The organism is Mesorhizobium sp. M0496 (genome assembly GCF_040321205.1).
Taxonomy (GTDB): domain Bacteria; phylum Pseudomonadota; class Alphaproteobacteria; order Rhizobiales; family Rhizobiaceae; genus Mesorhizobium.
In genome coordinates this window covers 100,238-123,973 of sequence record NZ_JAMYRC010000011.1, presented here as the reverse complement: position 1 = coordinate 123,973, position 23,736 = coordinate 100,238, and the positions used below count along the sequence as shown (strand labels likewise).

General features: G+C 62.5%; 20 protein-coding genes, 1 tRNA gene and 1 riboswitch. Of the genes, 10 read left to right on the top strand and 11 right to left on the bottom strand.

Annotated elements, in window-relative coordinates; all coding sequences use genetic code 11:
* Positions 1 to 6 precede the first annotated feature (6 nt).
* From NKI73_RS13020 to NKI73_RS13010, 3 genes are all read left to right on the top strand, one after another.
* Positions 7 to 1,266 carry an ATP-binding protein gene (locus tag NKI73_RS13020; protein WP_352630135.1) on the top strand — a complete coding sequence of 420 codons (1,260 nt, stop codon included), beginning with the start codon at positions 7 to 9 and terminating at the stop codon, positions 1,264 to 1,266.
* A 113-nt stretch (positions 1,267 to 1,379) separates the two neighbouring features.
* The gene (phoU, locus tag NKI73_RS13015; RefSeq protein WP_352630133.1) at positions 1,380 to 2,105 is read left to right on the top strand and encodes a phosphate signaling complex protein PhoU; all 726 of its coding nucleotides are present in this window, start codon (positions 1,380 to 1,382) and stop codon (positions 2,103 to 2,105) included.
* Positions 2,106 to 2,196: 91 nt separating this feature from the next.
* On the top strand, positions 2,197 to 3,207 hold the full coding sequence (locus NKI73_RS13010) for a magnesium and cobalt transport protein CorA (RefSeq protein WP_352630131.1): 1,011 nt from the start codon (positions 2,197 to 2,199) through the stop codon (positions 3,205 to 3,207).
* Between the two features lie 161 nt (positions 3,208 to 3,368).
* Here NKI73_RS13010 and NKI73_RS13005 read toward each other — a convergent pair whose 3' ends face one another.
* Complete coding sequence (locus tag NKI73_RS13005; RefSeq protein WP_352630129.1) at positions 3,369 to 3,887, bottom strand: GcrA family cell cycle regulator; 519 nt, start codon at positions 3,885 to 3,887, stop codon at positions 3,369 to 3,371.
* A gap of 358 nt (positions 3,888 to 4,245) precedes the next feature.
* Here NKI73_RS13005 and NKI73_RS13000 point away from each other — a divergent pair, with 358 nt between their 5' ends.
* From NKI73_RS13000 to NKI73_RS12990, 3 genes are all read left to right on the top strand, one after another.
* The gene (locus NKI73_RS13000; RefSeq protein ID WP_352630128.1) at positions 4,246 to 5,445 is read left to right on the top strand and encodes an aspartate aminotransferase family protein; all 1,200 of its coding nucleotides are present in this window, start codon (positions 4,246 to 4,248) and stop codon (positions 5,443 to 5,445) included.
* Positions 5,446 to 5,462: 17 nt separating this feature from the next.
* Positions 5,463 to 6,374, top strand: coding sequence for an ornithine carbamoyltransferase (argF, locus tag NKI73_RS12995; RefSeq protein WP_352630126.1), 912 nt, complete (start codon positions 5,463 to 5,465; stop codon positions 6,372 to 6,374).
* Positions 6,375 to 6,467: 93 nt separating this feature from the next.
* Complete coding sequence (locus tag NKI73_RS12990; protein ID WP_352630124.1) at positions 6,468 to 7,499, top strand: Hsp33 family molecular chaperone; 1,032 nt, start codon at positions 6,468 to 6,470, stop codon at positions 7,497 to 7,499.
* Between the two features lie 44 nt (positions 7,500 to 7,543).
* Here the strand turns inward: NKI73_RS12990 and apaG are convergent, their stop codons facing one another.
* The gene (apaG, locus tag NKI73_RS12985; RefSeq protein WP_352630122.1) at positions 7,544 to 7,936 is read right to left on the bottom strand and encodes a Co2+/Mg2+ efflux facilitator ApaG/CorD; all 393 of its coding nucleotides are present in this window, start codon (positions 7,934 to 7,936) and stop codon (positions 7,544 to 7,546) included.
* Positions 7,937 to 8,186: 250 nt separating this feature from the next.
* On the opposite strand from apaG, the gene NKI73_RS12980 reads away from it, so the two are divergent.
* A complete protein-coding gene (locus NKI73_RS12980; RefSeq protein WP_352630120.1) occupies positions 8,187 to 9,338 on the top strand; it encodes a ceramide glucosyltransferase in 1,152 nt (383 codons plus the stop codon).
* A 14-nt stretch (positions 9,339 to 9,352) separates the two neighbouring features.
* On the opposite strand, the gene NKI73_RS12975 is transcribed toward NKI73_RS12980, so the two are convergent.
* Positions 9,353 to 10,540, bottom strand: coding sequence for an O-succinylhomoserine sulfhydrylase (locus NKI73_RS12975; RefSeq protein WP_352630118.1), 1,188 nt, complete (start codon positions 10,538 to 10,540; stop codon positions 9,353 to 9,355).
* A gap of 57 nt (positions 10,541 to 10,597) precedes the next feature.
* Positions 10,598 to 10,675, bottom strand: a riboswitch (SAM riboswitch).
* A 98-nt stretch (positions 10,676 to 10,773) separates the two neighbouring features.
* Between NKI73_RS12975 and NKI73_RS12970 the strand changes: the two genes are divergently transcribed.
* Together NKI73_RS12970 and NKI73_RS12965 are read left to right on the top strand one after the other, a co-directional pair.
* The gene (locus tag NKI73_RS12970) at positions 10,774 to 11,868 is read left to right on the top strand and encodes a 2'-deoxycytidine 5'-triphosphate deaminase (RefSeq protein ID WP_352630116.1); all 1,095 of its coding nucleotides are present in this window, start codon (positions 10,774 to 10,776) and stop codon (positions 11,866 to 11,868) included.
* Between the two features lie 99 nt (positions 11,869 to 11,967).
* On the top strand, positions 11,968 to 12,741 hold the full coding sequence (locus tag NKI73_RS12965) for an ABC transporter substrate-binding protein (RefSeq protein ID WP_352630114.1): 774 nt from the start codon (positions 11,968 to 11,970) through the stop codon (positions 12,739 to 12,741).
* A gap of 205 nt (positions 12,742 to 12,946) precedes the next feature.
* Here the strand turns inward: NKI73_RS12965 and araD1 are convergent, their stop codons facing one another.
* The 4 genes from araD1 to chvE form a co-directional block, all read right to left on the bottom strand.
* Complete coding sequence (araD1, locus tag NKI73_RS12960; protein ID WP_352630112.1) at positions 12,947 to 13,939, bottom strand: AraD1 family protein; 993 nt, start codon at positions 13,937 to 13,939, stop codon at positions 12,947 to 12,949.
* A 219-nt stretch (positions 13,940 to 14,158) separates the two neighbouring features.
* Positions 14,159 to 15,451 carry a multiple monosaccharide ABC transporter permease gene (mmsB, locus tag NKI73_RS12955; protein ID WP_352630110.1) on the bottom strand — a complete coding sequence of 431 codons (1,293 nt, stop codon included), beginning with the start codon at positions 15,449 to 15,451 and terminating at the stop codon, positions 14,159 to 14,161.
* Positions 15,448 to 16,980: a multiple monosaccharide ABC transporter ATP-binding protein gene (mmsA, locus tag NKI73_RS12950; RefSeq protein ID WP_352630109.1), complete on the bottom strand. Its 1,533-nt coding sequence runs from the start codon at positions 16,978 to 16,980 to the stop codon at positions 15,448 to 15,450. The genes mmsB and mmsA overlap by 4 nt, the downstream gene beginning before the upstream one ends.
* A gap of 122 nt (positions 16,981 to 17,102) precedes the next feature.
* Positions 17,103 to 18,173 (bottom strand): multiple monosaccharide ABC transporter substrate-binding protein, encoded by a 1,071-nt coding sequence (gene chvE, locus NKI73_RS12945; RefSeq protein WP_224699047.1) that lies wholly within the window; start codon positions 18,171 to 18,173, stop codon positions 17,103 to 17,105.
* Positions 18,174 to 18,488: 315 nt separating this feature from the next.
* On the opposite strand from chvE, the gene NKI73_RS12940 reads away from it, so the two are divergent.
* Positions 18,489 to 19,478 (top strand): LysR family transcriptional regulator, encoded by a 990-nt coding sequence (locus NKI73_RS12940; RefSeq protein ID WP_352630107.1) that lies wholly within the window; start codon positions 18,489 to 18,491, stop codon positions 19,476 to 19,478.
* A gap of 4 nt (positions 19,479 to 19,482) precedes the next feature.
* Here NKI73_RS12940 and NKI73_RS12935 read toward each other — a convergent pair.
* The 4 genes from NKI73_RS12935 to NKI73_RS12920 form a co-directional block, all read right to left on the bottom strand.
* Positions 19,483 to 19,556 (bottom strand) — tRNA-Gly (locus tag NKI73_RS12935).
* 81 nt (positions 19,557 to 19,637) lie between these two features.
* Complete coding sequence (locus tag NKI73_RS12930) at positions 19,638 to 21,557, bottom strand: acyltransferase family protein (protein ID WP_352630105.1); 1,920 nt, start codon at positions 21,555 to 21,557, stop codon at positions 19,638 to 19,640.
* Between the two features lie 217 nt (positions 21,558 to 21,774).
* The gene (locus NKI73_RS12925; RefSeq protein WP_352630103.1) at positions 21,775 to 23,256 is read right to left on the bottom strand and encodes a hypothetical protein; all 1,482 of its coding nucleotides are present in this window, start codon (positions 23,254 to 23,256) and stop codon (positions 21,775 to 21,777) included.
* A gap of 38 nt (positions 23,257 to 23,294) precedes the next feature.
* Positions 23,295 to 23,729: a GtrA family protein gene (locus NKI73_RS12920; protein ID WP_352630101.1), complete on the bottom strand. Its 435-nt coding sequence runs from the start codon at positions 23,727 to 23,729 to the stop codon at positions 23,295 to 23,297.
* Positions 23,730 to 23,736: the final 7 nt, after the last annotated feature.

Below are 23,736 nucleotides of genomic sequence, written 5' to 3'. Positions count from 1 at the left end.
GAGCGAATGGCTGACCTGGAGCAGAAAGGTGTGGCGCAAACCCTGGCCATACGGCTGTGGAACAGCCGTTGGCTGCTTGCGGCTGGCGTGGTTGCTGTTTTGATCGCCTTTGCCTTTGCGGGTATTTCTGCCTACGCCCTGTTGCCGGCGCTGCTTCTACTGCTTGCTGCAGCAATGCTGCCGGCCGCCGGCGCGCGCCAATCCACCGAGAGCGGCGCTGCCATTGAGGCCATCGGCTTGCAGCGGCTCTCCGGTGAATATCTGGCGGCTGCCGTCGCCGATCCGCTGATCATCTTCGACCGGACCGCCACCATCGTGCATGCCAATGCCGCTGCTTTCGCCGCCTTTGGCGGGATCGCGCCGGGCATGTCGCTGTCGTTGAAGTTCCGGGCGCCGGAAATGCAGGCTCTGCTGGACGGCGTGCTGTCGGGCGATGTCGCCTCCGATGTGGTCGACTATACGGAGAAGCTGCCGGTCGAACGGGCTTACCGGGTGAGCGCATCCTCGGTCGGTCACGCCACCGATCTCTATGTGCTGGTGTTCAAGGACCAGAGCGAAACGCGCAGGATCGACCGCATGCGCGCCGACTTCATCGCCAATGCCAGCCACGAGCTGCGCACGCCGCTCGCCTCCATCGCCGGCTTCATCGAAACGCTACGCGGCCCGGCCCGCAACGACCCGGCGGCGCGCGATCAGTTCCTGCAGATCATGCAGAGCCAGACCGGTCGCATGGCGCGTCTGATCGACGATTTGTTGTCGCTGTCGCGGCTGGAGATGAAGCCTTATCTGAAGCCGGGAACCGAGGTCGATCTGCGCGAGACAGTCGACAGCGTCATCGATTCGCTCGGACCGCTGGCCAGGGAAAACAGCGTTGCCATCGAGCGGGATTATGCCGACGAGCCGCTCGATGTGCCGGGAGATCGCGACGAGCTTTTCCAGGTTTTCGAGAACCTCCTGGAAAACGCCTGCAAGTACGGGCAGTCGGGCGGGCGCGTCGTGGTGTCGATCGCGCATAGCGATGCCGGCTCGGAGCCCGGCATCGACGTAACCATCAGGGATTTTGGCCCCGGCATTCCCGAGGAGCACATTCCGCGCATCACCGAGCGCTTCTACCGCGTCGATGTCGAGACCAGCCGGACCCAGAAGGGCACCGGCCTTGGCCTGTCGATCGTCAAGCATATCCTGACGCGCCACAATGCCAGGCTTTCGATCAAGTCGGAGGTTGGCAAGGGCGCCGCCTTCTCGGTTCATTTGCCGACGCACTAATATCGCCCTAGTTTAGGGGGGCTGTTTCTTTTTTCTGTCATCCGGCTAGCGTATCAGCGGGGATTCGAGGAAACGACTCAAAATCAAAACACCCCATGGGAAGGCATATTGCCATGCAGTCCGTGCACATCGTCAGCGCCTATGACGACGAGCTGAAATATCTGTCGAAGCGCATCGCTGCGATGGGCGGCCATGCCGAGCGCATGGTCGAGCAGGCTATCACCGCTTTGGTCAATGCCGATCCCAGCCTCGCTGAGAAGGTCATCCACGACGATGCCGTGCTGGATGAAGGGCAACGCGAAATCGACGATAAGGCGATCATCATCATTGCCAGGCGTCAGCCGATGGCGACGGATTTGCGCGAGATCGTCGGGACCATTCGCATCTCCGCCGACCTCGAACGGGTTGGCGACCTCGCCAAGAACGTTGCCAAGCGGGTGGTCGCCGTCACCGACGGACGCCAGCCGACCAGCCTGTTCCGCGGCCTCGAGGCCCTGGCCAATCTGGCGCTGACCCAGCTCAAGGAAGTGCTCGACGTCTACGCATCCCGCTCGGTGGAGAAAATCGGCTTCGTGCGCGACCGCGACGACCAGATCGACGCCATGTACACGTCGCTGTTTCGCGAATTGCTGACCTACATGATGGAAGATCCGCGCAACATCACGCCCTGCACGCATCTGCTGTTCTGCGCCAAGAACATCGAGCGTATCGGCGATCACGCCACCAACATCGCCGAGACCATCTACTACATCGTCACCGGCGAGCAGTTGCCGGCTGAGCGGCCCAAGGGCGACAAGACCGACAAGATCGGCCTTTCCGAGACGCTGCCAGTGAAGTGAACGGTCGCCTCTCGAACCGTCACCCGAAATAAGCTAAGCTTTCTAGGCTTTGCCTCTATCCTCGTCCGTGGATTTTCTTCGGGAGGTCGTGATGGAAAATGTTCGGAACCTGACCCCGGCGTCTGCGCCTGCATCCGGCATTATCGCTTGCGGCGTCTACACAGCCGGGCGTCGCATCGCCGACATCCCCATCGAGGAAGCCGGCGAATGGGCGAAAAAATCCGGTCATGTCGTCTGGATTGGCTTGCTCGAGCCCGACCGCAATCTCTTGCTGCGCGTCCAGGCGCAGTTTCACCTGCATGAGCTGGCAATCGAGGATGCCGAGCACCCGCACCAGCGGCCGAAGATCGAGCAATATGGCGATGCGCTGTTCATCGTCGCCCGCACCGCGCAGCTGATCGACGGCCGGGTGACCTTCGGCGAGACCCATTTGTTCGTCGGCAGCGGCTACATTGTCAGCGTCAGGCACGGCCCTTCCACCTCCTACGCCGCCGTTCGTCAGCATTGGGAAAGCTGCCCGCATTCGTTGGCCAAGGGCGAGGATTTCGTCCTCTACGCCATTCTCGATTTCATCGTCGACAATTACATGCCGGTGCTCGAGCAGATCGAGGACGAGGTCGAGGCGATCGAGGACAAGATTCTGTTGAAGCCGATGACCGGGCCCGACATCGAGCGGCTCTATATGCTGCGCCGCGATCTTTTGCGCCTGCGCAATGCGGCGCTGCCGCTGGTGGAAGTCTGCCGCCGGCTGACCAGTGCCGAACTGCCGCAGATCCATACGGCCATGCATCCGTTGTTTCGCGACGTCACCGATCACATCCGCACCGTCCAGGAAAAGATCGACAGCCTGCGCGAGGTGCTGGCATTCGCTTTCGAAGCCAGTCTGCTGGTCGGCCAGAGTCAGGAAACGGCGAACACCAAGAAGCTCGCCTCCTGGGCCGCCATCCTGGCGGTGCCGACGGCGCTCGCCGGCATCTACGGCATGAATTTCAGCGATATGCCGGAACTGAAGATGGAATACGGCTACCCAATGGTGCTGGCCACGATCGCGCTGATCTGCGCGTTTCTCTACTGGCGGTTTCGCAAGAATGGATGGCTGTGAGAGTAGGCAGCAGGCAGCAGGCAGTAGGCAGTAGGCAGTAGGCAGTAGGCAGTAGGCAGTAGGCAGTAGGCAGTAGGCAGTAGGCAGTAGGCAGTAGGCAGTAGGGTAAGAAGTTCAGAGCATATTGCCCTACTGCCTATTCCCTACTGCCTAATCCCTAACTACCGGCTCCGCCGCCGCTCCGATGCCGGCTGGAACGCCACGCGGGCGTGGTACTTGCAGTAGGGGCCGGTTTCGGCGGCCTCGTTGCCGCAGAAATGGAAGTCCTCCGAAAGCGGATCGCCGTTCGGCCATTTGCAGGTCCGCTCGGTCAGCTCGACGAGCTGCAGGTGTCGCGAGATCGGCAACACGACATTCTCGACCGGGCGGATGTAGTGGCGTGCCACCGGTTCGGCGTCGAACTGCGTCTGCAACGCAGTCGCGCCGATCGACGTCGTGACGTGGCGTGTCGCGGTTGCGGCGCGCGATACCGATTTCTGAACGGTCGATCCTTGCGCCGCCTTCTTCTGGCGTGCCGGCGCGGCGGTCGAGCGTCCGCGGCCCGACAGTTTCAGCCGATGCACCTTGCCGATGACCGCATTGCGGCTGACCCCCCCAAGCTGCGCAGCAATCTGGCTTGCGCTCAGACCCTCCGACCACAGTTTCCTCAAGAGTTCTACCCGCTCGTCAGTCCAGTTCATGAGACCGCGCTCCTGCTAAGCGTGCGGCAATCGGAATCCACTCCCGACCCGGCACTATTTGCCGGGGCAGACACCACATATATCTGGTGATTAGGTCCGCCGCACGAAATCTAGTTATTTCTCGTCTACAACTACTCTATGCGCTGACTCGGTGACAAGAGTCCCAAGTGCAACACGAATCGGTTTTTTCGGTTTTCCCCAACTTGCCCGGTCGCTTATGAGCCGGCGTCTCGTCAGAGGGCTTGCCGCGCGGCACTACGCGACGTTTTCGTTGACTTCATGGCCGAAAAACACGATAAGCCGCACAGGCCGCCGCTTTGGCGGCTTTTTTGATTTTCCGGTACCGGAGACGCATATAATGAGCGGTTCGGCGCTTTACGAGACCTTTGCTCGCGCACCCCTGGCCTTCGACCACGGGGAAGGCACCTGGCTGATTACCGACAAGGGCGAGCGATATCTCGATTTCGCCGGCGGCATCGCCGTCAATTCGCTGGGCCACAGCCATCCGCACCTGGTGGCAGCACTCACCGAACAGGCCGCCAAGCTCTGGCATGTCTCCAATCTCTATGAGATTCCGGGGCAGAGCCGGCTCGGCGAACGGCTGGTCGACGCCACTTTCGCCGACAAGGTGTTCTTCACCAATTCCGGCGCCGAGGCGCTGGAATGCGCAATCAAGACGGCGCGGCGCTATCAGTTCGTCAACGGCCACGCCGAGCGCTTCCGCGTCATCACCTTCGAAGGCGCCTTCCATGGCCGCACGCTGGCGACCATCGCGGCCGGCGGCCAGTACAAATATCTCGAAGGCTTCGGCCCCAAGGTCGAAGGTTTCGATCAGGTCGGTTTCGACGACATCGACGCCGCCGAAAAGGCGATCACGCCGGAGACGGCCGCCATCCTGATCGAGCCGGTGCAGGGCGAGGGCGGTATCCGTCCGGTGCCGACGCAATCGCTGAAGCGGCTCAGGCAATTGTGCGAACAGCACGGCCTGCTGCTGATCTTCGACGAGGTCCAGTGCGGCATCGGCCGCACCGGCAAGCTGTTCGCGCATGAATGGTCAGGGGTTACGCCAGACATCATGGCGATCGCCAAGGGCATTGGCGGCGGTTTCCCGATGGGCGCCTGCCTTGCCACGGACGAAGCGGCCGTCGGCATGACCGCAGGCGTGCATGGCACCACGTTCGGCGGCAACCCGCTGGCCATGGCGGTCGGCAACGCCGTGCTCGATGTGGTGCTGGAAGACGGCTTCCTCGAAGACGTCCAGCGCAAGGCGCTGCTGATGAAGCAGGGGCTTGCGTCGGTCGCCGACGAGTTTCCCGAGGTCATCGAGGACATCAGGGGCACCGGGCTGATGCTCGGCCTCAAATGCGCCATGCCCAACACCAAGGTGAACATGGCATTGCGCGACCAGCACCTGCTTACGGTTCCGGCCGGCGACAACGTCATTCGCCTGTTGCCGCCGCTCACCGTCACCGACGCCGAGATCCACGACGCGCTCAACCGCATCCGCGCCGGCGCCAAGGGCCTGGCGGGGGCCCTCGCCGCCGCCGCCGCGAAGTAATCCCGGAACCATTGCTGATGTCAGTTCGCCATTTCACCGATCTTTCCGCCGTCTCCGAAGGCGATCTGCGCTTCATGCTGGACGATGCAGTGGTGCGAAAGGCACGCCTCAAGGCCGGCGAGCGGACCAAGCCGCTCGAAGGCAAGGTGCTGGCGATGATCTTCGACAAGCCGTCGACGCGCACGCGCGTCTCCTTCGACGTCGGCATGCGTCAGCTTGGCGGCGAGACCATCATGCTGACCGGCACCGAGATGCAGCTCGGCCGTTCCGAGACCATCGCCGACACCGCCAAGGTGCTGTCGCGCTATGTCGATGCGATCATGATCCGTACCACCTCGCATGAGCGGCTGCTGGAGCTGACCGAGAACGCTACCGTTCCGGTGATCAACGGACTGACCGACGACACCCATCCCTGCCAGCTGATGGCTGATATCATGACCTTCGAAGAGCATCGCGGTCCGGTCGCCGGCAAGACCATCGCGTGGACCGGCGACGGCAACAATGTGCTGCATTCCTTGCTCGAAGCCTCGGCCCAGTTCCGCTTCAACCTCAACGTCGCCGTGCCCGAGGGCAGCGAGCCGGCGCAGAAGCATATCGACTGGTCGCAGGCGCATGGCGGCAAGCTGCACTTCACCCGCTCGCCCGAGGAAGCCGTCGATCAGGCCGACTGCATCGTCACCGATTGCTGGGTGTCGATGGGCCAGGAGCATCGCGCCCGCGGCCACAACGTATTCTCGCCCTACCAGGTCAATGCCAAGCTGATGGCCAAGGCCAAGCCGGACGCGCTGTTCATGCACTGCCTGCCGGCGCATCGCGGCGAGGAAGTGACCGACGAGGTCATCGACGGGCCGCATTCGGTGGTCTTCGACGAGGCCGAGAACCGGCTCCACGCCCAGAAGGCCGTGCTCGCCTGGTGTCTCGGCGCTTGAGCCCTGGGAGCTTGATCTGCCGGGGTGTGATGCCTATTTGCGCCACATCACGCAAATCAAGCGCGTTTCGACGCATGCTCCCGACAGGGCGGCATGGCCGCGCCCTGGAGCTTTGTTATGTTGGAAACCTATCAAGTGACTGAACATCACCCCAAACTCGGCGAATTCGGCTACGCCGGCGACGATCACGTCGTGCCCTTCGAGGTCGGCCCGCTCGACGTGCGCGGCCGCACCGTCCAGCTCGGGCCAATGCTCGACGCTATCCTTAGCCGCCACGACTATCCCGAGCCGGTCGCCCGCCTGCTGGCGGAAGCCTGTGTGCTGACGGTGCTGCTTGGCACCTCGCTCAAGTTCGAGGGCAAGTTCATCCTGCAGACCCGCACCGATGGGCCTGTCGACATGCTGGTCGCGGATTTTTCCACGCCCTCGGCGCTGCGCGCCTATGCGCGTTTCGATGCCGACCGGCTGGAAGCGCTGGTCGCGGCGGGCGAAACGTCCCAGCAGACCCTGCTCGGCACCGGCGTGCTGGCGCTGACCATCGATCAGGGCGCTCACACGCAGCGCTATCAGGGTATCGTCCAGCTCGATGGCGAGACGCTGGAAGATGCAGCACGCACCTATTTCCGTCAGTCGGAGCAGATTCCGACCGATCTCAGGCTTTCGGTGGCCAAGCTGCTGACGCCCGGCCCTGGCGGCGCCCGCGAGCAGTGGCGCGCCGGTGGCATCCTGGCGCAGTTCCTGCCGCAATCGCCAGAGCGCATGCGCGTGCCGGACCTGCCGGGCGGCGATGGCGATCCGCGCGAGGAGATCCACGATCCGGCCGACAATTCCTGGCAGGAGTTGCTGGCGCTGCTCGGCACCATCGAGCCGACCGAACTGATCGACCCGACGATCGGCGCCGAGCGGCTGCTCTACAGGCTGTTCCACGAGCATGGCGTGCGCGTCTTTGGCGGCGTTCCGGTCGCCGACCGGTGCTCGTGCTCCCGGGACAAGATCCGCGGCATCCTCGAGGGTTTCTCCGCGCAGGAGATCAAGGACAGCACCGAAGATGGCGGCATCCACGTCGCCTGCGAATTCTGCTCGAAGCAATACGACTTCGACCCGGCGGAATTTGCGGCTCAGTAGAGAAAAACACGCCTCGCCAGCTGCCTCGCGGCCGGCGAGGCAAATTAGTTCACCGTCCGCCGCGTCCCCGGCAGGTCGAGTGAAAAGGCGGGGATGGCGATGTCGAACGTCTCGCCCCGCTCGTTGCGCATCGTGTAGTGCCCGACCATGATGCCGGACGGTGTCGAGAGCGGGCAACCGGACGTGTATTGGTAGCTGTCGCCGGGATTGAGTTCGGGCTGGTCGCCGACGACGCCTGGGCCGCGTACCTCTTCGACCCGGCCGGTGCCGTCGGTGATGTGCCAATAGCGCGACAACAGCTGCACGAAGTCGTCCGACTGATTGTCGATCGTTATCTGATAGCCCCAGACATAGCGGTTCTCGGACGGATCCGAGCGGTCCTCCAGATAGAACGGCCTGACCTGCACTTCGATGTTGCGCGTGACGGCGCTGTACATAAGCGGCTCCAAAACAATCCTGTAACTTTCGGCGCTTCGTGGTGGCCGGTCAACGGTACGCATCCTATCATCGCGGTCTGACGTGCAGGTGCCGGCCAAGAATGTCATTTAAGTGACACGTGACAATGGTCAATGATGGTGTGTGCCGATCAATGCCGCGCGACTCGGGCGCTCTGTCGAACTGTTGAGATCTGTCGTCATGCCCCTAGATTGTTCTGGTGGGCGGCTTTCCTGGAGCTACCGGATCTCGATGGAACTCACTCTCATAGCCGCCGCGCTTTCAACTGCTCTCATCCTCTCAAATCTCGCCAGCATCGTGCTTGCCGCGTCGCGTCTGAAACGGCGCCGCATCATAGCGCCGCCCGTCGGCAAGCCGCGGCCGGTGTCGATCGTCGTGCCGTCGCGTGGCGTGGAACCCTTCACGCACGAGACGCTGGAGCGCGCCTTTTCGCTCGACTGGCCGCGCTACGAGCTGGTCTTCTGCGTCGCCCATGCCGACGATCCGGTGGTCAAACTGATAAACAGGGCGATTGTCCTGTTTCCCAAGGTGCCGGCCCGGCTGTTGATCGGCAACGACCGCGTCAGCGCCAATCCGAAACTCAACAATTGCGTCAAGGGCTGGGAAGCGGTGCGGCACGATTGGGTGATCCTGGCCGATTCCAACGTGTTGATGCCGAGAGACTACGTCCAGCACCTGATGGCTGCATGGCGGCCGGACACCGGCCTTGTCTGCTCGACGCCGATCGGTTCGCGGCCGGCCGGCTTCTGGGCTGAAGTCGAATGCGCTTTCCTCAACACGCTGCAGGCACGCTGGCAATATTCGGGCGAGGCGCTTGGCCTTGGCTTTGCCCAAGGCAAGAGCATGCTCTGGAACAAGCCGATGCTCGATGCCAATGGCGGCATCCGCGCGCTGGCCGCCGAGATCGCCGAGGACGCCGCCGCGACCAAGCTGGTCAATGGCCTCGGCCTGCGCGTCAATCTCGTCGCCGCGCCCTTCGAGCAGCCGCTCGGTCTGCGCACATTTGGCGAGATCTGGTCGCGCCAGGCCCGTTGGGCTCGCCTGCGCCGCGTCACCTTCCCGCTGTTCTTCGCGCCTGAAATCCTGACTGGCGCGGTGGTGCCGCTGGTGCTGGCGCTGATTGCGACGGCAAGCGCCGGCTTCAGCCTCTGGGCAACCGCCATTGCCGTGCTGGCAGCCTTCTACCTTCCCGAGTGCATTCTGGCCCGCTCAAAGGGCTGGTACCTGTCGCCACGCATGGTCGCGGCGATGGCAATGCGCGACCTGATTCTGCCGGCGATGTGGGCGCGCGGCTGGCTCGGCGGTGCCGTCGAGTGGCGCGGCAATGCGATGACGATCGGCACCAAGGCGGCCGAGCTGGAAGAGACGCCATCCGGCGCCTGAAAGCCAAAGGCCTCCTATTTGGCCTTCAGCGCTTGCGCGATATCCTCCAGCAGATCGTCGGTGTCTTCCAGGCCGACCGACAGCCTGAGCGTGCCCGGCCCGATGCCGAGTTCAGCACGCGCTTCGTCGCTCAAATTCTTGTGCGTCGTCGTCGCCGGATGGGTGATCAGGCTCTTGGCGTCACCGAGATTGTTGGAGATCAGCACGATGTCGAGCGCGTTCTGCAGGGCGAAGGCCGCCTGCTTGCCGCCCTTGACGTCCAGGCAGATCAGAGTCGAGCCGCCCGACATCTGCTTCTTGACGACATCGGCCTGCGGGTGGTCGGCCCGGCCGGGATAGATGACGCGGGCGATTTCCGGCCGCTCGGCCAGGAAATCCGCGATCCGGCCTGCGCTTTCCGTCTGCTGGCGTACGCGCAGCGGCAGCGTCTCCAAGCCCTTCAGCAGCGTCCAGGCGTTGAAAGGCGACAGGCTAGGCCCGGTGTGGCGAAAATAGTCGTGCAGGTTCTCGTCGATCCACTTCTTGTCCGACAAGATGACGCCGCCGAGACAGCGCCCCTGGCCGTCAATGTGCTTGGTCGCCGAATAGACGACGATGTGGGCGCCAAGCTGCAGCGGCTTTTGCTGCAAGGGCGTGGCGAAGACATTGTCGACGATCAGCCTGGCACCGATCGAATTGGCAAGCGAGGCAACCGCGGCGATGTCGACGACTTCCAGCGTCGGGTTGGTCGGGCTTTCCAAGAAGAACAGCTTGGTGTTCGGCTTGACCGCCTTTTCCCAGTTGGCGATGTCGGTGCCGTCGACCAGTGTTGCCTCGATGCCGTATTTCGGCGCCAGCGTCTCGACCACCCAGCGGCAGGAGCCGAACAGCGCGCGCGCCGCCACGATATGGTCACCGGCCTTGGCGCTGCACAGAAGCGCTGCCGTCACCGCAGCCATACCGGAGGCGGTGGCGCGGGCGTCCTCCGCACCTTCCAGCGCGCACATGCGCTTTTCGAACATGTCGACGGTCGGATTGGCGTAGCGCGAATAGATGAAGCCCGGCTCCTCACCCTTGAAACGGGCTTCGGCGGCCTGCGCCGTTTCGTAGACGTAGCCCTGGGTGAGGTAAATCGCTTCCGACGTTTCGCCGAAACCGGAACGCAGCGTTCCGCTGTGCACGAGTGCCGTCTGAGGCTTCCAGTTGCGCTTGTTGGTGCTCATCGCTCTTCTTCCAGACACAAAAAAACCGGCCGCGAAAGTCGCAACCGGTCCATACGGCCTTGCGGCCCGACGGTCCTTTAGCGACTTGTTTAACGTGGCTGCAAGCCGACCGGCCAAATCACCACGGGATAATGACCCTTTAGACCCGTGCCACGCTTGCGTCAATTGCCGGCTTCATTAAGAGGTTTGTACCAAGCAGGTTCCGAAAAAGCCTGCCCTCTAGGAGCAGAGCCTTGCGGCAGACAGGCATTCTTCCCGATCAGGACATCTCGGCGCTGTTCCAGTCCGGCGCGCTGAAGTCGGCGCGTGCGCTCGATGCCGACCAGATCCAGCCGGCCAGCCTTGATCTCAGGCTCGGCGACAAGGCCTGGCGTGTGCGTGCCTCCTTCCTGCCGGGTCCCAACCACAAGGTTTCGGAAAAGCTCGACCGGCTGCAGCTGCACGAGATCGACCTGGCCGAGGGCGCGGTGCTGGAGACCGGCTGCGTCTATATCGTGCCCTTGCTCGAAAGCCTGGCATTGCCGGCGGACATTTCGGCTTCGGCCAATCCCAAGAGTTCGACCGGGCGGCTCGACATCTTCACCCGCGTCATGACCGATCGCGGCCACGAGTTCGACAAGATCGCCGCCGGCTATCACGGGCCGCTCTATCTGGAAGTCAGCCCGCGCACCTTCCCGATCGTCGCGCGCACCGGTTCGCGCCTGTCGCAGATACGCTTCCGTACCGGCAATGCGCTGTTGTCGGAGGCCGAACTGCACCAGTTGCATCGCGCGCAGATCTTGGTTGCCACCGAGCCGCCCAACATTTCCGGCGGCGGCATCGCGCTGTCGATCGACCTCAACGGCGATCAAAACGGGCTTGTCGGCTATCGCGGCAAGCATCACACCGGTCTCGTCGACGTCGACAAGCGCGCCGCACAGGAGGTCGTCGACTTCTGGGAGCCGATCCACAAGAGCGGCGCCGGCGAGTTGGTGCTCGACCCTGATGAATTCTACATCCTCGTCAGCCAGGAAGCGGTGCATGTGCCGCCGCTCTACGCCGCCGAGATGACGCCTTTCGATCCGCTGGTCGGCGAGTTCCGGGTCCACTATGCCGGCTTCTTCGATCCGGGCTTCGGCCATTCGGCGTCCGGCGGCACAGGCAGCCGGGCGGTATTGGAAGTGCGCAGCCACGAGGTGCCGTTCATCCTCGACCATGGCCAGATCGTCGGCCGGCTGGTCTACGAGCACATGCTGAAGCGGCCGCAGGCACTCTATGGCACCGATCTCGGCTCCAACTACCAGGCGCAGGGCCTGAAGCTGTCCAAGCATTTCCGCCCCGCACGCTGAACCCATCACCCCCAGGCAAAATACTTGCCTGCACTGGCTCGCCATGCTTGGCTGCCTTGCTGGTCGTCAAGCTGGCGGCGTTCAAGGGGAACCAAGAAAATGCAGATTTCGAAATGGATCATATCGGCAGCAGGCGCTGCCATGCTGGTGTTGGCGGCCGGCTCTCTATCGGTGCAGGCAGCCGAGAAAATCAAGATCGGCACCGAGGGCGCCTATCCGCCGTTCAACACCATCACTTCGGACGGCAAGGTCGAAGGCTTCGATATCGACATCGCCAATGCGCTGTGCGCGCAGATGAAGGTCGAGTGCGAAATCGTCACCCAGGATTGGGACGGCATCATTCCCGCCCTGCAGGCGAAGAAGTTCGACGCCATCATCGCTTCGATGAGCATCACCGAGGAGCGCAAGAAGCAGGTCTCCTTCACCAACAAATACTATACGACACCGCTCGCTTTGGTGGCGCCGAAGGACAGCGATCTCGCCTCGACCGAACCGGCAGCGCTTGCCGGCAAGACGGTCGGCGCGCAGGCCTCGACCACGCAGGCCGACTATGCCCAGAATGAATATGGCAAGGCGGGCGCCGAGGCAAAACTCTACCCGACCCAGGAAGAAGCGATCACCGACCTGACGAACGGCCGGCTTGACGCTGTGATCTCGGACAAGTTCGTGCTGATGGACTGGCTGAAGAAGGCAAGCGACGGCTGCTGCAAGCTGGTTGGCGACGTCAAGGGCACGGAGACACAAGCCGGCATTGCCGTCCGCCTGGAAGACACGGCACTACGCGACAAACTCAATGCGGCCATCGACGCGATTGTTGCCGACGGCACCTACAAGAAGATCCAGGCCAAGTATTTCGACTTCGATATCTATTGAGGCGTTGAAGCCGCCAATCTCCCCCCTCGTGGGGGAGATGCCCGGCAGGGCAGAGGGGGGCGCGAAGGATCGCCAGCCTCTCTGCATCAGCAGACTGGTTCGAAAGAAAAACCAAGTAGGATGGAGACATTGGCGGGACAGCGCCCCCCTCTGGCCTGCCGGCCATCTCCCCCACGAGGGGGGAGATCACGCTGTCATCGACGCCTCACAGCGCCTTCACCGCCACCTGCACCGGCTGTTCGATCTCGAGTGGATTGCGCAGCGGCAGGCCGAAATCCTTGGCCTCGATCTCGAACACGTCGCCGGCTTCAGTACTGATGCCGTCGGCGAAGGACAGCGTTGCCGTGCCGAACATGTGCACATGCACGTCGCCCGGCTGGCGGAAAGCCGCATATTTGAAGTGGTGATGTTCGAGATTGGCGATGGTGTGCGACATGTTCGCTTCGCCGGACAGGAACGGCTTTTCCCACAGCACATCGTTGTCGCGCACGATGCGCGAGGTGCCTCTGATATCGGACGGCAGATCGCCGATCAGGATCTCCGGCCCGAACGAAGCGTTGCGCAGCTTGGAATGGGCGAGGAACAGATAGTTCACGCGCTCGGTGACGTGGTCGGAAAACTCGTTCGACAGCGTGAAGCCGACGCGGAACGGCGCGCCGTCGTCGCCGATGACGTAGATGCCGGCGACCTCGGGCTCTTCGCCGGCGTCCTTGGCGAAAGCCGGTGACAGGAGTGCCGCACCTGGCGCCACTGCCATCGTGCCGTTGCCCTTGTAGAACCATTCCGGCTGCACGCCGATCTGGCCTTTCGCGGGCTTGCCGCCCTCCAACCCCATGCGGAACATCTTCATGGAATCGGTTAGCTGTTCTTCACCGTCGGCACTGAGCTTCTTGTGCATGGAATCGCGTGTCGCCGCTGAGCCGAGATGCGTCAGTCCGGTGCCGGTCAGGTGCAGATGCGCCGGGTCTGGATGGTTGATCGGCGACAGCAGCCGGCCCTTCTTATAGGCGGCCTCGAGATCGACCGTCTCGCCAAGCCCCTTGCGTTCGATCAGCGCGACAAGGCCGACGCCGGTGCGGGCGGCCTCCATCGCCAGCGAGTAGACGCTGCGGGCGCCGTTGATGATCCGGGTCTTGCCGCCGTTGCGGGCAACGACGCGGATGGTCTCGGCGTCATCGAGAATCTGGGAGATCAGCATGATGAATCCTCTCTTTGTCTTGACCCGGTTGCCATTTGGCAAACCCTAACCTGCGCGGCACGGACCTCGCCGCGCCACGGGTTGAACTCTTCGTCCGGATTGCGCTCGCGAGCTTGGTCCCTGAGGGACTTCTTGACGCCGGCGGGTTGCCGGCAGCATCGCGATCTGGACCCGTATGCCTTCCTCGTTGCCTCGTTGCCTCGTTGCCTCGCTGGCCCGTCAGGCCTTGTTCTTGTTGTAGACGTCGAAGATCACGGCGCCGAGCAGCACCAGGCCTTTGACCACCTGCTGCCAGTCAACATTGACGCCCATGATCGACATGCCGTTGTTCATCACGCCCATGATGAAGCCGCCGACCACCGCGCCGATGACCTGGCCGACACCGCCCATCGCCGAGGCACCGCCGATGAAGACGGCCGCGATCACATCGAGCTCGCTGCCGAGGCCGGCAGCCGGAACCGCCTGTCCCAGCCGCGCCGCGATGATTAGGCCGCCAAGTGCCGACAGCACGCCCATGTTGACGAACACCATCAGCGTCAGCCGTTCTGTCTTGATACCTGACAGTTGCGCGGCTTTGGCGTTGCCGCCCATTGCATAGATGCGGCGGCCGATGGTCATGCGCTTCGTGACGAAGACGAATAGCGAGATCAGCACGCCCATGACGAGCAGCACCACCGGCAGGCCCCTGTAGCTGGCGAACTGATAGACCAGGAACAGCGCCAGCGCGCTACCGACCAGCGTCTTGATGACGAACAGGGGAAAGGGCTCGGCCTCATAGCCATGGCGTTCGCGTTTGCGGCGTGTTCTCAGCCCGAAATAGGCGTAGGCCAGCACGGCGATCAGGCCCAGCACGATCGTCGTCATGTGCAGCGTCAGGCCGCTGCCGATGATGGTCTTGCCGGCCGCGTTCACTGTCGGCGGGATGAGCGTCAGGGGCCCGATGACATCCGGGATGAAGCCGGAGCTGAGCGCCTTGAAGCCGGCGGGAAGCGGCCCCACCGAGGACCCGCCGCCCAGCAGCGCCTGGCAGATGCCGCGGAAGATCAGCATGCCGGCCAGCGTGACGATAAAGCTCGGTATTCGGTGATAGGCGATCCAGTAGCCTTGCGCCGCGCCGATCGCGCCACCCACGATGAGGCAGATGATCGACACCACCAGCGGATTGCTCAATGGGCCGAGCGGCCAGATGACCATCATCATCGCCGCCAGTGCGCCGATAAAGCCGGCGACGGAGCCTACGCTGAGATCGATGTGGCCGGAGACGATCACCAGCAACATGCCCAGCGCCATCACGATGATGAACGAGTTCTGCTGCACCAGGTTGCTCAGGTTCACCGGCTTGAACAGCGTTCCGGAAGTGGTGAACTGGAAGAACACCATGATGGCGATCAGCGCCAGGATCAGGCCGTATTCGCGCAGGTTCGTCGTCAGCGCCGAGACGGCGATGCGTGGACGCTGCGGCACGTCTTCGGCGACGTTGCTCTGCGGGGCGGGGGCGCTTTCGGTGCTCATGCTGCTTTTCCTTCTCCCCGGACGATGGCGCGCATTATTTTTTCCTGGCTCGCGTCCGCCGCGGGCATTTCGCCGACAATGCGGCCTTCGTTCATGACGTAGATGCGGTCGGTGATGCCGAGCAGTTCTGGCATTTCCGACGAGATGACCACGATCGCCTTACCTTCGGCGGCGAGGCGGGCGATGATCGTGTAGATTTCGTATTTGGCGCCGACATCGATGCCGCGCGTCGGCTCGTCGAGAATCAGCACTTCCGGGTCGGCGAACAGCCATTTCGACAGCACCACCTTCTGCTGGTTGCCGCCGGAAAGATTGCCGGTCATTTGGTAGACGCTGGAAGCGCGGATATTGGTCTTCTTGCGATAGTCGTTGGCGACGGAGAGTTCGCGCAGGTCGTCGATCACGCTATGGCGTGAGACGCCGCCGAGATTGGCCAGCGTGATGTTGTGCTTGATATGGTCGATGAGGTTGAGACCGTAGGTCTTACGATCCTCGGTCACGTAGGCGATGCCGTGTTCGACCGCCTTGCTTACTGAGGAGACGTCGATAGGCTTGCCCTTGAGCAGCACCTCGCCGGTGATGCGGCGGCCATAGGAGCGGCCGAACAGGCTCATTGCGAATTCGGTGCGGCCGGCGCCCATCAGTCCGGCAATGCCGACCACTTCACCCTTGCGCACATTGATGTCGATGCCCTTGATCACTTGCCGGTCGGCATGGAGCGGGTGATAGACCGACCAGTTCTTCACTTCGAACACGACCTCGCCAATCTTCGGCTCGCGCGGCGGATAGCGGTCGTCGAGCGAACGGCCGACCATCGAGGTGATGATGCGGTCTTCCGAGATGTCCTTCTTGGCCAGTGTCTCGATGGTGCGCCCGTCGCGGATGACGGTCACCTTGTCGGCGACCCGGTTCACTTCGTTGAGTTTGTGCGAGATCAGGATCGAGGTCATGCCTTGCCGCTTGAATTCGAGTAGAAGGTCGAGCAGCGCCTGGCTGTCCTTTTCGCTGAGCGATGCAGTCGGCTCGTCGAGGATCAGCAGCTTGACTTCCTTGCTCAGCGCCTTGGCGATTTCGACCAATTGCTGCTTGCCGACGCCGATATTGGTGATCAGCGTCTTGGGGTCCTCCTTGAGGCCCACTTTCTTCAACAGGGCGCTGGTGCGCGCTTCGTTGGCATTCCAGTCGATAACGCCATATCTGGCGTGCTCGTTGCCGAGGAAAATGTTTTCGGCGATCGACAGCATCGGCACCAGGGCAAGCTCCTGGTGAATGATGACGATGCCCTTGTGTTCGCTGTCGTGGATGCCTTTGAAATGGCATTCCTGGCCGTTGAAGATGATCTGGCCGTCATAGGTGCCCGTGGGATAGACGCCCGACAGCACCTTCATCAGCGTCGACTTGCCGGCGCCGTTCTCGCCGACCACGGCATGGATCTCGCCTTCCTCGACACTGAGGTTGACGTTCGACAGCGCCTTCACGCCGGGGAACGTCTTGGTGATGTCGCGCATCTCCAAAATCGTCGAGGCCATGGGACTACCGCTCCTTGAGAGGTCGGCAAACACTGCCGGCGAGGTCGGTAAACAATACCGGGCTCGCTGGTTAACGAAAAGGGGTCCTGCGTTGCGCAGGACCCCTGACTTTGTAACCGGGGTTACTTCAGTTCGTCGGCCTTGATGTAGCCGGAGTCGACGACCAGTGCCTGGTAGTTCGACTTGTCGACTTCATGCGGCGTCAAGAGGATCGAGGGGACGACCTTGACGTCGTTGTTGTAGGTCTTTTCATCGAGGCCGTCCGGCTTGCCGCCCGAGAGCACCTTGTCGACGAGTTCGACGGTGGCCTTGGCCAGTTCGCGGGTGTCCTTGAACACGGTCGAGTACTGCTCGCCCGAGATGATCAGCTTGACCGAGGCGGTCTCGGCATCCTGGCCGGTCACGATCGGCCAGGGCTGAGCGTCCGTGCCGTAGCCGACGGCGCGCAGCGAGGCGGTGATGCCGCGCGACAGGCCATCATAGGGCGACAGAACGCCATCGACGCGGCTGCCGTCCGAGTAGTTGGCCGAGAGAAGGTTGTCCATGCGGGCCTGCGCTGTGGCAGCGAGCCAGCGCAGCGTGCCGACCTTGTCCATGCCGGTCTGGCCGGACTTGATCTTGATCGAGCCGTCGTCGATCAGCGGCTGCAGGACGGAGATCGCACCATTGTAGAAGAAGAAGGCGTTGTTGTCGTCGGGCGAGCCGCCGAACAGTTCGACGTTCCACGGCTTGGTGTTCGGGAAACGCTCCTTGAGGCCCTTGACCAGCGAATTCGCCTGGATGACGCCGACGCCGAAATTGTCGAAGGTGGTGTAGTAGTCGACATTGGCGGTCTTCTTGATCAGGCGGTCATAGGCGACGACGACGACGCCCGCGTCAGCGGCCTTCTGCAGCGCATCCGACAGGGTGGTGCCGTCGATCGAGGCGATGATCAGCGCCTTCGGGCCTTTGGTGATTTCGTTTTCCAGCTGGCTGAGCTGGTTGGGGATGTCGTCCTGCGCGTATTGCAGGTCGACGGTGTAGCCGAGAGCCTCGAGCTGGGACTTGACGGCGTCGCCGTCGTTGATCCAGCGCTGCGAGGTCTTGGTCGGCATCAGCACGCCGACAAGACCCTTGTCGGCTGCGTGTGCCGAGTAGGTCATGGCAGCGATGCCAAGGGCCGCGACGGCGGCCAGTGTCTTGATGATCTTCACTTTAACTCTCCCTGGTTGATGGACGCGGCACCCCGGGGGTCGCGGGCCGCGCAATCGTGCAGAAGTGCCAAGGCACTGCTGCCGTCATATCGATCTCCGGTATCCTCCCATGGCCCCGAGGCGCTGATTTTCAATCGATACGATTTTTCTCGTCAGCGACCGTCGCGTCTCGGAACGCGCGGAGGGTGTGGCTCTTTGCCATAACTGTCAAATGCGATCTATGATGATTGCTATATCATGTTTGGTATGTGCTATTGAGCCGAGACGGGCCGCCGCGACCACCGGCCGGCAGTGAGCGGAAGCAAGGAGAATGGGATGGCGGCGTTACGAAATTCGGTTGCGATTTCAAACGGCTACAGAGAAATGCCGGGCGACGGCGAAACCCTGCTACGCAGTGGTCTCAGTCTGCGCCACATGCGCATGATCGTCGCACTCGACGACCATGGCCGCGTCAGCGCCGCAGCCCAGGTCATGAACATTTCGCAGCCGGCGGCCTCGCGCATGATCGGCGAGATGGAGGCGGTGCTCGAGGTCAAGCTGTGTGAAAGGCTGCCGCGCGGCATCACGTTGACCCCCTATGGGAAGGCGTTGGCAAGGCGCGCGCGCTCGATCCTGCTGGAGATGCGCGAGGTCGACCGCGAGATATCCGAGCTCAAGGCGGGCAAGGGTGGTTCGGTGTTCCTGGGGGCGGTCACAGCACCGGCGATCGAGCTGGTGGTGCCGGCAATTCGCGAGATCCGCCGCATCCATCCGCGCATCGAGATCACCATGCAGGTCGAAACCTCCAACGTGCTGGCGCGCGAGCTGATCGCCACGCGCCATGATTTCATCATCGCGCGCATCCCCGACGACCTCAATCCGCGGCTGTTCGAGTCCCGCGTCATCGGCGTCGAGAAGGCCTGCCTGATCGTGCGCCGGGGCCATCCGCTCACCAAGGGCAAGGCGGCGCGGCTGGAGGACACCGCCGCCTATGACTGGGTCTTCCAGTCCGGCGGCTCGCCCTTGCGCCAGGCGATGGAGAGCAATTTCCTCAACCGCAACATCGCCTTGCCGGACCGCATCCTCAACACCAGTTCGCTGCTCCTGACGCTGGTCATGGTCGCGCAGTCCGATGCCATTGCGCCGGTTTCGGTCCAGGTGGCGAAGTTCATCCAGAATCCCGACGGGCTGGCCGGCGCCATCGATGTCGTCCAGACCGAATTCGACATTGAGGTCAGGCCCTACAGCCTGATCACGGTCAGGAACCGCGTGCTGTCGCCGGCCGCCAAGATGCTGCACGATTTCATTCTGAGAGAGGTGGGATGACAGCTGGAGCGGGTAGCGGGAATCGAACCCGCGCGTTCAGCTTGGGAAGCTGACAAGCTACCATTACATCATACCCGCGCGTCTCCTCGTTACCATGAGGGTTAGCCTTCGGGCAATCGCAAAGCGGTCCGTTCTCGCACGACGCGGGCGTGCCGCGGATCACCGCGTACCTGCGGCCGTGAGTTGCTGTTTTGCCTTAGCGATATCGTTGCTTGCGGCAAAGCTCGGCCAATACTTCGAGATGGCCAGCGTCGCGCCGGTGGAGGAGAAGTGACCATAGTCGAAGTAGAGAAATTGCCTGGTGTCGGCATCGGCGTACGAACAGCCGGCCGCGTCGCATAGATATTCCAGCGGGTCTATGAAACTGGCTCCTGTGGCGAACGGCAGCACCCGCTTGTTGATGTCCGGGTCCATGGCCATCGGCCAGGACGTATTCCCGACATGCTCCCGTCTTGCGAAGAAAGCGATTTTCTGGACATCGGCGATGAATTCCGGAGACTGGCCGATGACATAGACCTTGACGCCCATGTCGCGAAGCCGGTCGATCGTCTTCCGCAGGCCATCGAAGCCTCGGACCTCGTAGTCGGTCCATCGGCCGCTCAGGATCACCGCCTGGATGTTGGCGTCGTGGATAATCGACAAGGCCCGTTCGTTGAAGCGGGTGCAGGCAGGTCGGGCATAGGAAAAATAGGTGAGGTCGGGAGGGCAGCCGGCGTAGGTGTACTGGATGACATTGGCCTGGATTTTCTGGGCGTTGGCCTCAAGTCCCGAGACATAGTGGGCAGCGAAGGAATCGCCCCATAAAAGGACATTGGTGGAAAAGCCCCGCGTGCGGGTGCAGTCGGCAAGGGTCCAGTCTTCGATCCGGGTCGCGCCTTCGTTGAAACAGACGCCGTTGCGCCAGTCGCCGACCCGGATGCGTTCTGTCGAAAAATCCGGGAAACGTTGTGGAAAACCACTGCCGAGTACGCCGGCCAAACCACCGACGCAGAGCAGGGCGATCGCCGCCCCCGAAAAGGCGAAGATGGGCAGCGGGGCGGTGAACGCCCGCTTTTGGCGAAAAGGCTGCTCGACATATTTCCACGAGAATGTCGCCAGCGCGAAGCTGGCCACCGTCATCGCGATGATCGTCGGCACGCCGATGGCCTTCAGGGACAGATAGTGGACGAACGAGTTGATCGGCCAGTGAACAAGGTAGAGCGAATAGGAGATGAGGCCGACCCAGACCAGCGGCGCGAGCCGAAGCACTCGCGTGGGCATGGGCGCTGACCTGTCCGCCCCCGAGTGATCCTGGCCCGCATAGATGAGCAGGGCCGTTCCGATGCAGGGGAAAAGGGCATTGTAGCCAGGAAACGGGTCGCTCTCCGAAATCGTCACAAAGCCAAATGCGATCAGGGCAAAGCCGGCGAGGCCGATCAATTCCATCGCCAGCCGGCTGGCGAGAGCCGGGGGCCTCCTCAGCATGAGCATGGCGCCCAGCGCCAGTTCCCAGAGGCGTGTCGGCAAGAGATAGAAGCCCGCCGTTGGCGCCATCGTGGTTGCCATGACCGCCAGGGCAAAGCTGGCGATAGCTATCGGCAGGAGTACCGTCAGCCAGCGCTTCGAGACATATCGGTGGATCAGATACAGGAGGATCGGCGCGAAGATGTAATACTGCTCTTCGACCGAAAGCGACCATGTGTGCAGCAATGGCCGCAGCTCGGCGTCGATGGAGAAATAGTTCGTCGTCTTCCAGAAATAGATGTTTGACCAGAACGTCGAGGCCGCGATCATGCTGAGGCTGAATTCATGGAGGTCCGACGGCAGAAGGATGAACCAGGCAGCAACGCTGGCGAGCAGGATGACGAAGGTCAGCGCTGGCAGGATGCGCCTCGCGCGCCGCCAATAAAAGCGGCCGATCGAGAACTGACCGCGCTCAAGATCGTCGAGCAGGCTGCCGCTGATCAGATAACCCGATATGACGAAGAAGATGTCGACACCGGTGAAACCGCCGGGAATGGCGGACAGGCCGAAGTGGAAGAGCACAACGGGCAGCACCGCCACGGCCCGCAGGCCATCGATATCGCGCCTGTAATTCATCCGGGCCGGCTCGCGCGCTGTGGCTGGCGGCACTGGTGCAGCGGAACCCGACACGCGTTCATACGGCGATGTTCCGCTCGTGCGAAGAATCCTGGCTCATCGATGTCACAGGCCCGTCCTCTGTGAGGCAATTTTGTTGCACTGCAATATGAGAGTCAAGCCTAATGCCAAGGTTCGAATGCTTGGCGAAGCCGGTTCGCGCCGGCACGCGGCAGGATCAGGTGCCAGGCAGGTAGATCACGGCGTAATCGTCCGCATAGGCTCGCTTCCAGCCCAACTGGTCGAAGAACGGAATGCGGCTGTCGCGGGTCGACAGCAGTGCCCAGCCTATCGCGTATTTCTTCAGCCGGGCTTCGAGGAGCGGCTTGCCGCCGCTGTGTCCCGTCTCGTCATCGGTTTTTGTGAAACCGCCCAGGAACAGCTGGTCCGTCCGCCCGTCGATATAGGTCTTGATCCCGTGGAAAATCAGCGTGCCGCCGAAATTGTAGGAATTCAGCACGTTGCCGGACAGATGATGACTTTCAGCGAATGCCAGCGCCCCGCTGGCCGACGTCTTCGGACTCGGCGCGACCTGATAGGCATTGCCGAGCACGGCGACCACGCCGATCGTCAAAACGGCTGCCGCGCCACAGATCGCGTAGAACCGCCTTGCGAGGAATTTTTCCAGTCCGTCGCGCTTTTCCGCCAGCCATGCGGTGGTTGAAAGCGAGGGATATTGCTGTGCGACCTCTGCCGCGATCACCAGGGGAACCAGCAGGAAGAACAGATACATGAAACGCACATGGGCGAGATAGACATGCAAGGTGAAGACGACGAACAAGGCCTTGACCCAGCCAATTCGCAACCGTGACACCAGAAGCCCGAAAAGCGCCAGCAGGATCGCAACCTCCTGGACGGGGCTATCCGGCTGGCTGAACGGTTTCCATTCCATGATCAGCGACACCGCCTCATTGCCATAGGCCACGGCGAGCGTCGCCAGGATGGCCTGGACGCCATAGGGGTGGATCAGGCTGACCAGCGGGCAAAGCAGGCCGAAGGCGATCCATTTCGCCAGGAGGGCTGGTTTTGACAGGCCCGTGCGCGCCAGCAGATCGAGACCGGCGAAACCCGCGATTAGGAAGCTCAAGGTGAAGGTGGCGTGCAGGTTCGCCCACAACACAACCAGTACAAGCGACCACCAGGGCGGCGCCCGTTCTTCCCTTGCCGCGCCAAAGAGCACCGCCGTCCAGATGACGATGATCGGGAAAGTGAGAACATGCGGACGCGCCGTAAAGATCGGGTTGATCAGGAAAACCGCGGCGAAGGCCAGCGTAATCGCCAGGATCGGCTTCAGCCATGCGCTGAGAAACCACCCCATCAGGAAGACCGTCAGCGAAATCGAGGCGATGATCAGCGTGACCACCCCGTTCCAGCCTCCTGCCCGGTAGGCAAGGGCCAGCAGGACCTGCCCCAGCCATTCCTTGATAATCCACGGCTGGCCGGCAAAAGTGTGGGAATAGGGGTCGACTGTCGGAAATGTCCGGTTTGCCAGGAAATCCAGCCCGACCTTCACTTGCCACCAGCTGTCGGGATCCTGCAGGGTGGAACCGGCTTGGGCAGCCAGTGCCGCCGCCATCGCCCAGGCCGCGAGCAGGCGGAAGATCAGCCTGTTCCGCTCGTTGTATGTGGCGGCCTCCACGCAGGCCCGAGCGTCGTTCATGGTGCGCCGCCTCTAATCGTTTCCGATGACAGTTTGGTTCAAGGTGTTCGACTGGCCGGCTGCCGCCGGGGCCCATCGGCCACCCGAACTGTCCGGTCGGCGCTGTCGTCTCCGCGACCCACAAATACGAAGCGAGCCGAACCGAGGTAGAAGACAACCGAATAGACGCAGATGCCGGCGAGGTGAACCAGGGGGTTTTCGATGATGCCTGCCGAGCGGGCGGCGATCACGACGGCCAGATTGATGCTGTAGGCGACCAGAAAGACGCTCCCATAGCGCAGCGCGGTTCCGGGCCGGAAGCCATCGGCCCTGGTGAAGGTCCATTGGCGGTTGAGGAAGAAGCCGAGGACAAGGCCGGCGGCATAACCCGTGGCATTGGAAACGATGTCGCCAAGACCCAGCGCAAGGCCGGCCAGAATGACCGCGTATCCCAGCGCCGTGTTCAACAGGCCGACGGCGCCAAATCGCAGCATCCTCGGG

Coding starts and splice junctions, on each gene's coding strand:
- NKI73_RS13020 (WP_352630135.1), top strand. CDS start 7: ATGGCTGACCTGGAGCAGAAAGGTGTGGCGCAAACCCTGGCCATACGG.
- phoU (WP_352630133.1), top strand. CDS start 1,380: ATGCAGTCCGTGCACATCGTCAGCGCCTATGACGACGAGCTGAAATAT.
- NKI73_RS13010 (WP_352630131.1), top strand. CDS start 2,197: ATGGAAAATGTTCGGAACCTGACCCCGGCGTCTGCGCCTGCATCCGGC.
- NKI73_RS13005 (WP_352630129.1), bottom strand. CDS start 3,887: ATGAACTGGACTGACGAGCGGGTAGAACTCTTGAGGAAACTGTGGTCG.
- NKI73_RS13000 (WP_352630128.1), top strand. CDS start 4,246: ATGAGCGGTTCGGCGCTTTACGAGACCTTTGCTCGCGCACCCCTGGCC.
- argF (WP_352630126.1), top strand. CDS start 5,463: ATGTCAGTTCGCCATTTCACCGATCTTTCCGCCGTCTCCGAAGGCGAT.
- NKI73_RS12990 (WP_352630124.1), top strand. CDS start 6,468: ATGGCCGCGCCCTGGAGCTTTGTTATGTTGGAAACCTATCAAGTGACT.
- apaG (WP_352630122.1), bottom strand. CDS start 7,936: ATGTACAGCGCCGTCACGCGCAACATCGAAGTGCAGGTCAGGCCGTTC.
- NKI73_RS12980 (WP_352630120.1), top strand. CDS start 8,187: ATGGAACTCACTCTCATAGCCGCCGCGCTTTCAACTGCTCTCATCCTC.
- NKI73_RS12975 (WP_352630118.1), bottom strand. CDS start 10,540: ATGAGCACCAACAAGCGCAACTGGAAGCCTCAGACGGCACTCGTGCAC.
- NKI73_RS12965 (WP_352630114.1), top strand. CDS start 11,968: ATGCAGATTTCGAAATGGATCATATCGGCAGCAGGCGCTGCCATGCTG.
- araD1 (WP_352630112.1), bottom strand. CDS start 13,939: ATGCTGATCTCCCAGATTCTCGATGACGCCGAGACCATCCGCGTCGTT.
- mmsB (WP_352630110.1), bottom strand. CDS start 15,451: ATGAGCACCGAAAGCGCCCCCGCCCCGCAGAGCAACGTCGCCGAAGAC.
- mmsA (WP_352630109.1), bottom strand. CDS start 16,980: ATGGCCTCGACGATTTTGGAGATGCGCGACATCACCAAGACGTTCCCC.
- NKI73_RS12940 (WP_352630107.1), top strand. CDS start 18,489: ATGGCGGCGTTACGAAATTCGGTTGCGATTTCAAACGGCTACAGAGAA.
- NKI73_RS12930 (WP_352630105.1), bottom strand. CDS start 21,557: ATGAATTACAGGCGCGATATCGATGGCCTGCGGGCCGTGGCGGTGCTG.
- NKI73_RS12925 (WP_352630103.1), bottom strand. CDS start 23,256: ATGAACGACGCTCGGGCCTGCGTGGAGGCCGCCACATACAACGAGCGG.
- NKI73_RS12920 (WP_352630101.1), bottom strand. CDS start 23,729: ATGCTGCGATTTGGCGCCGTCGGCCTGTTGAACACGGCGCTGGGATAC.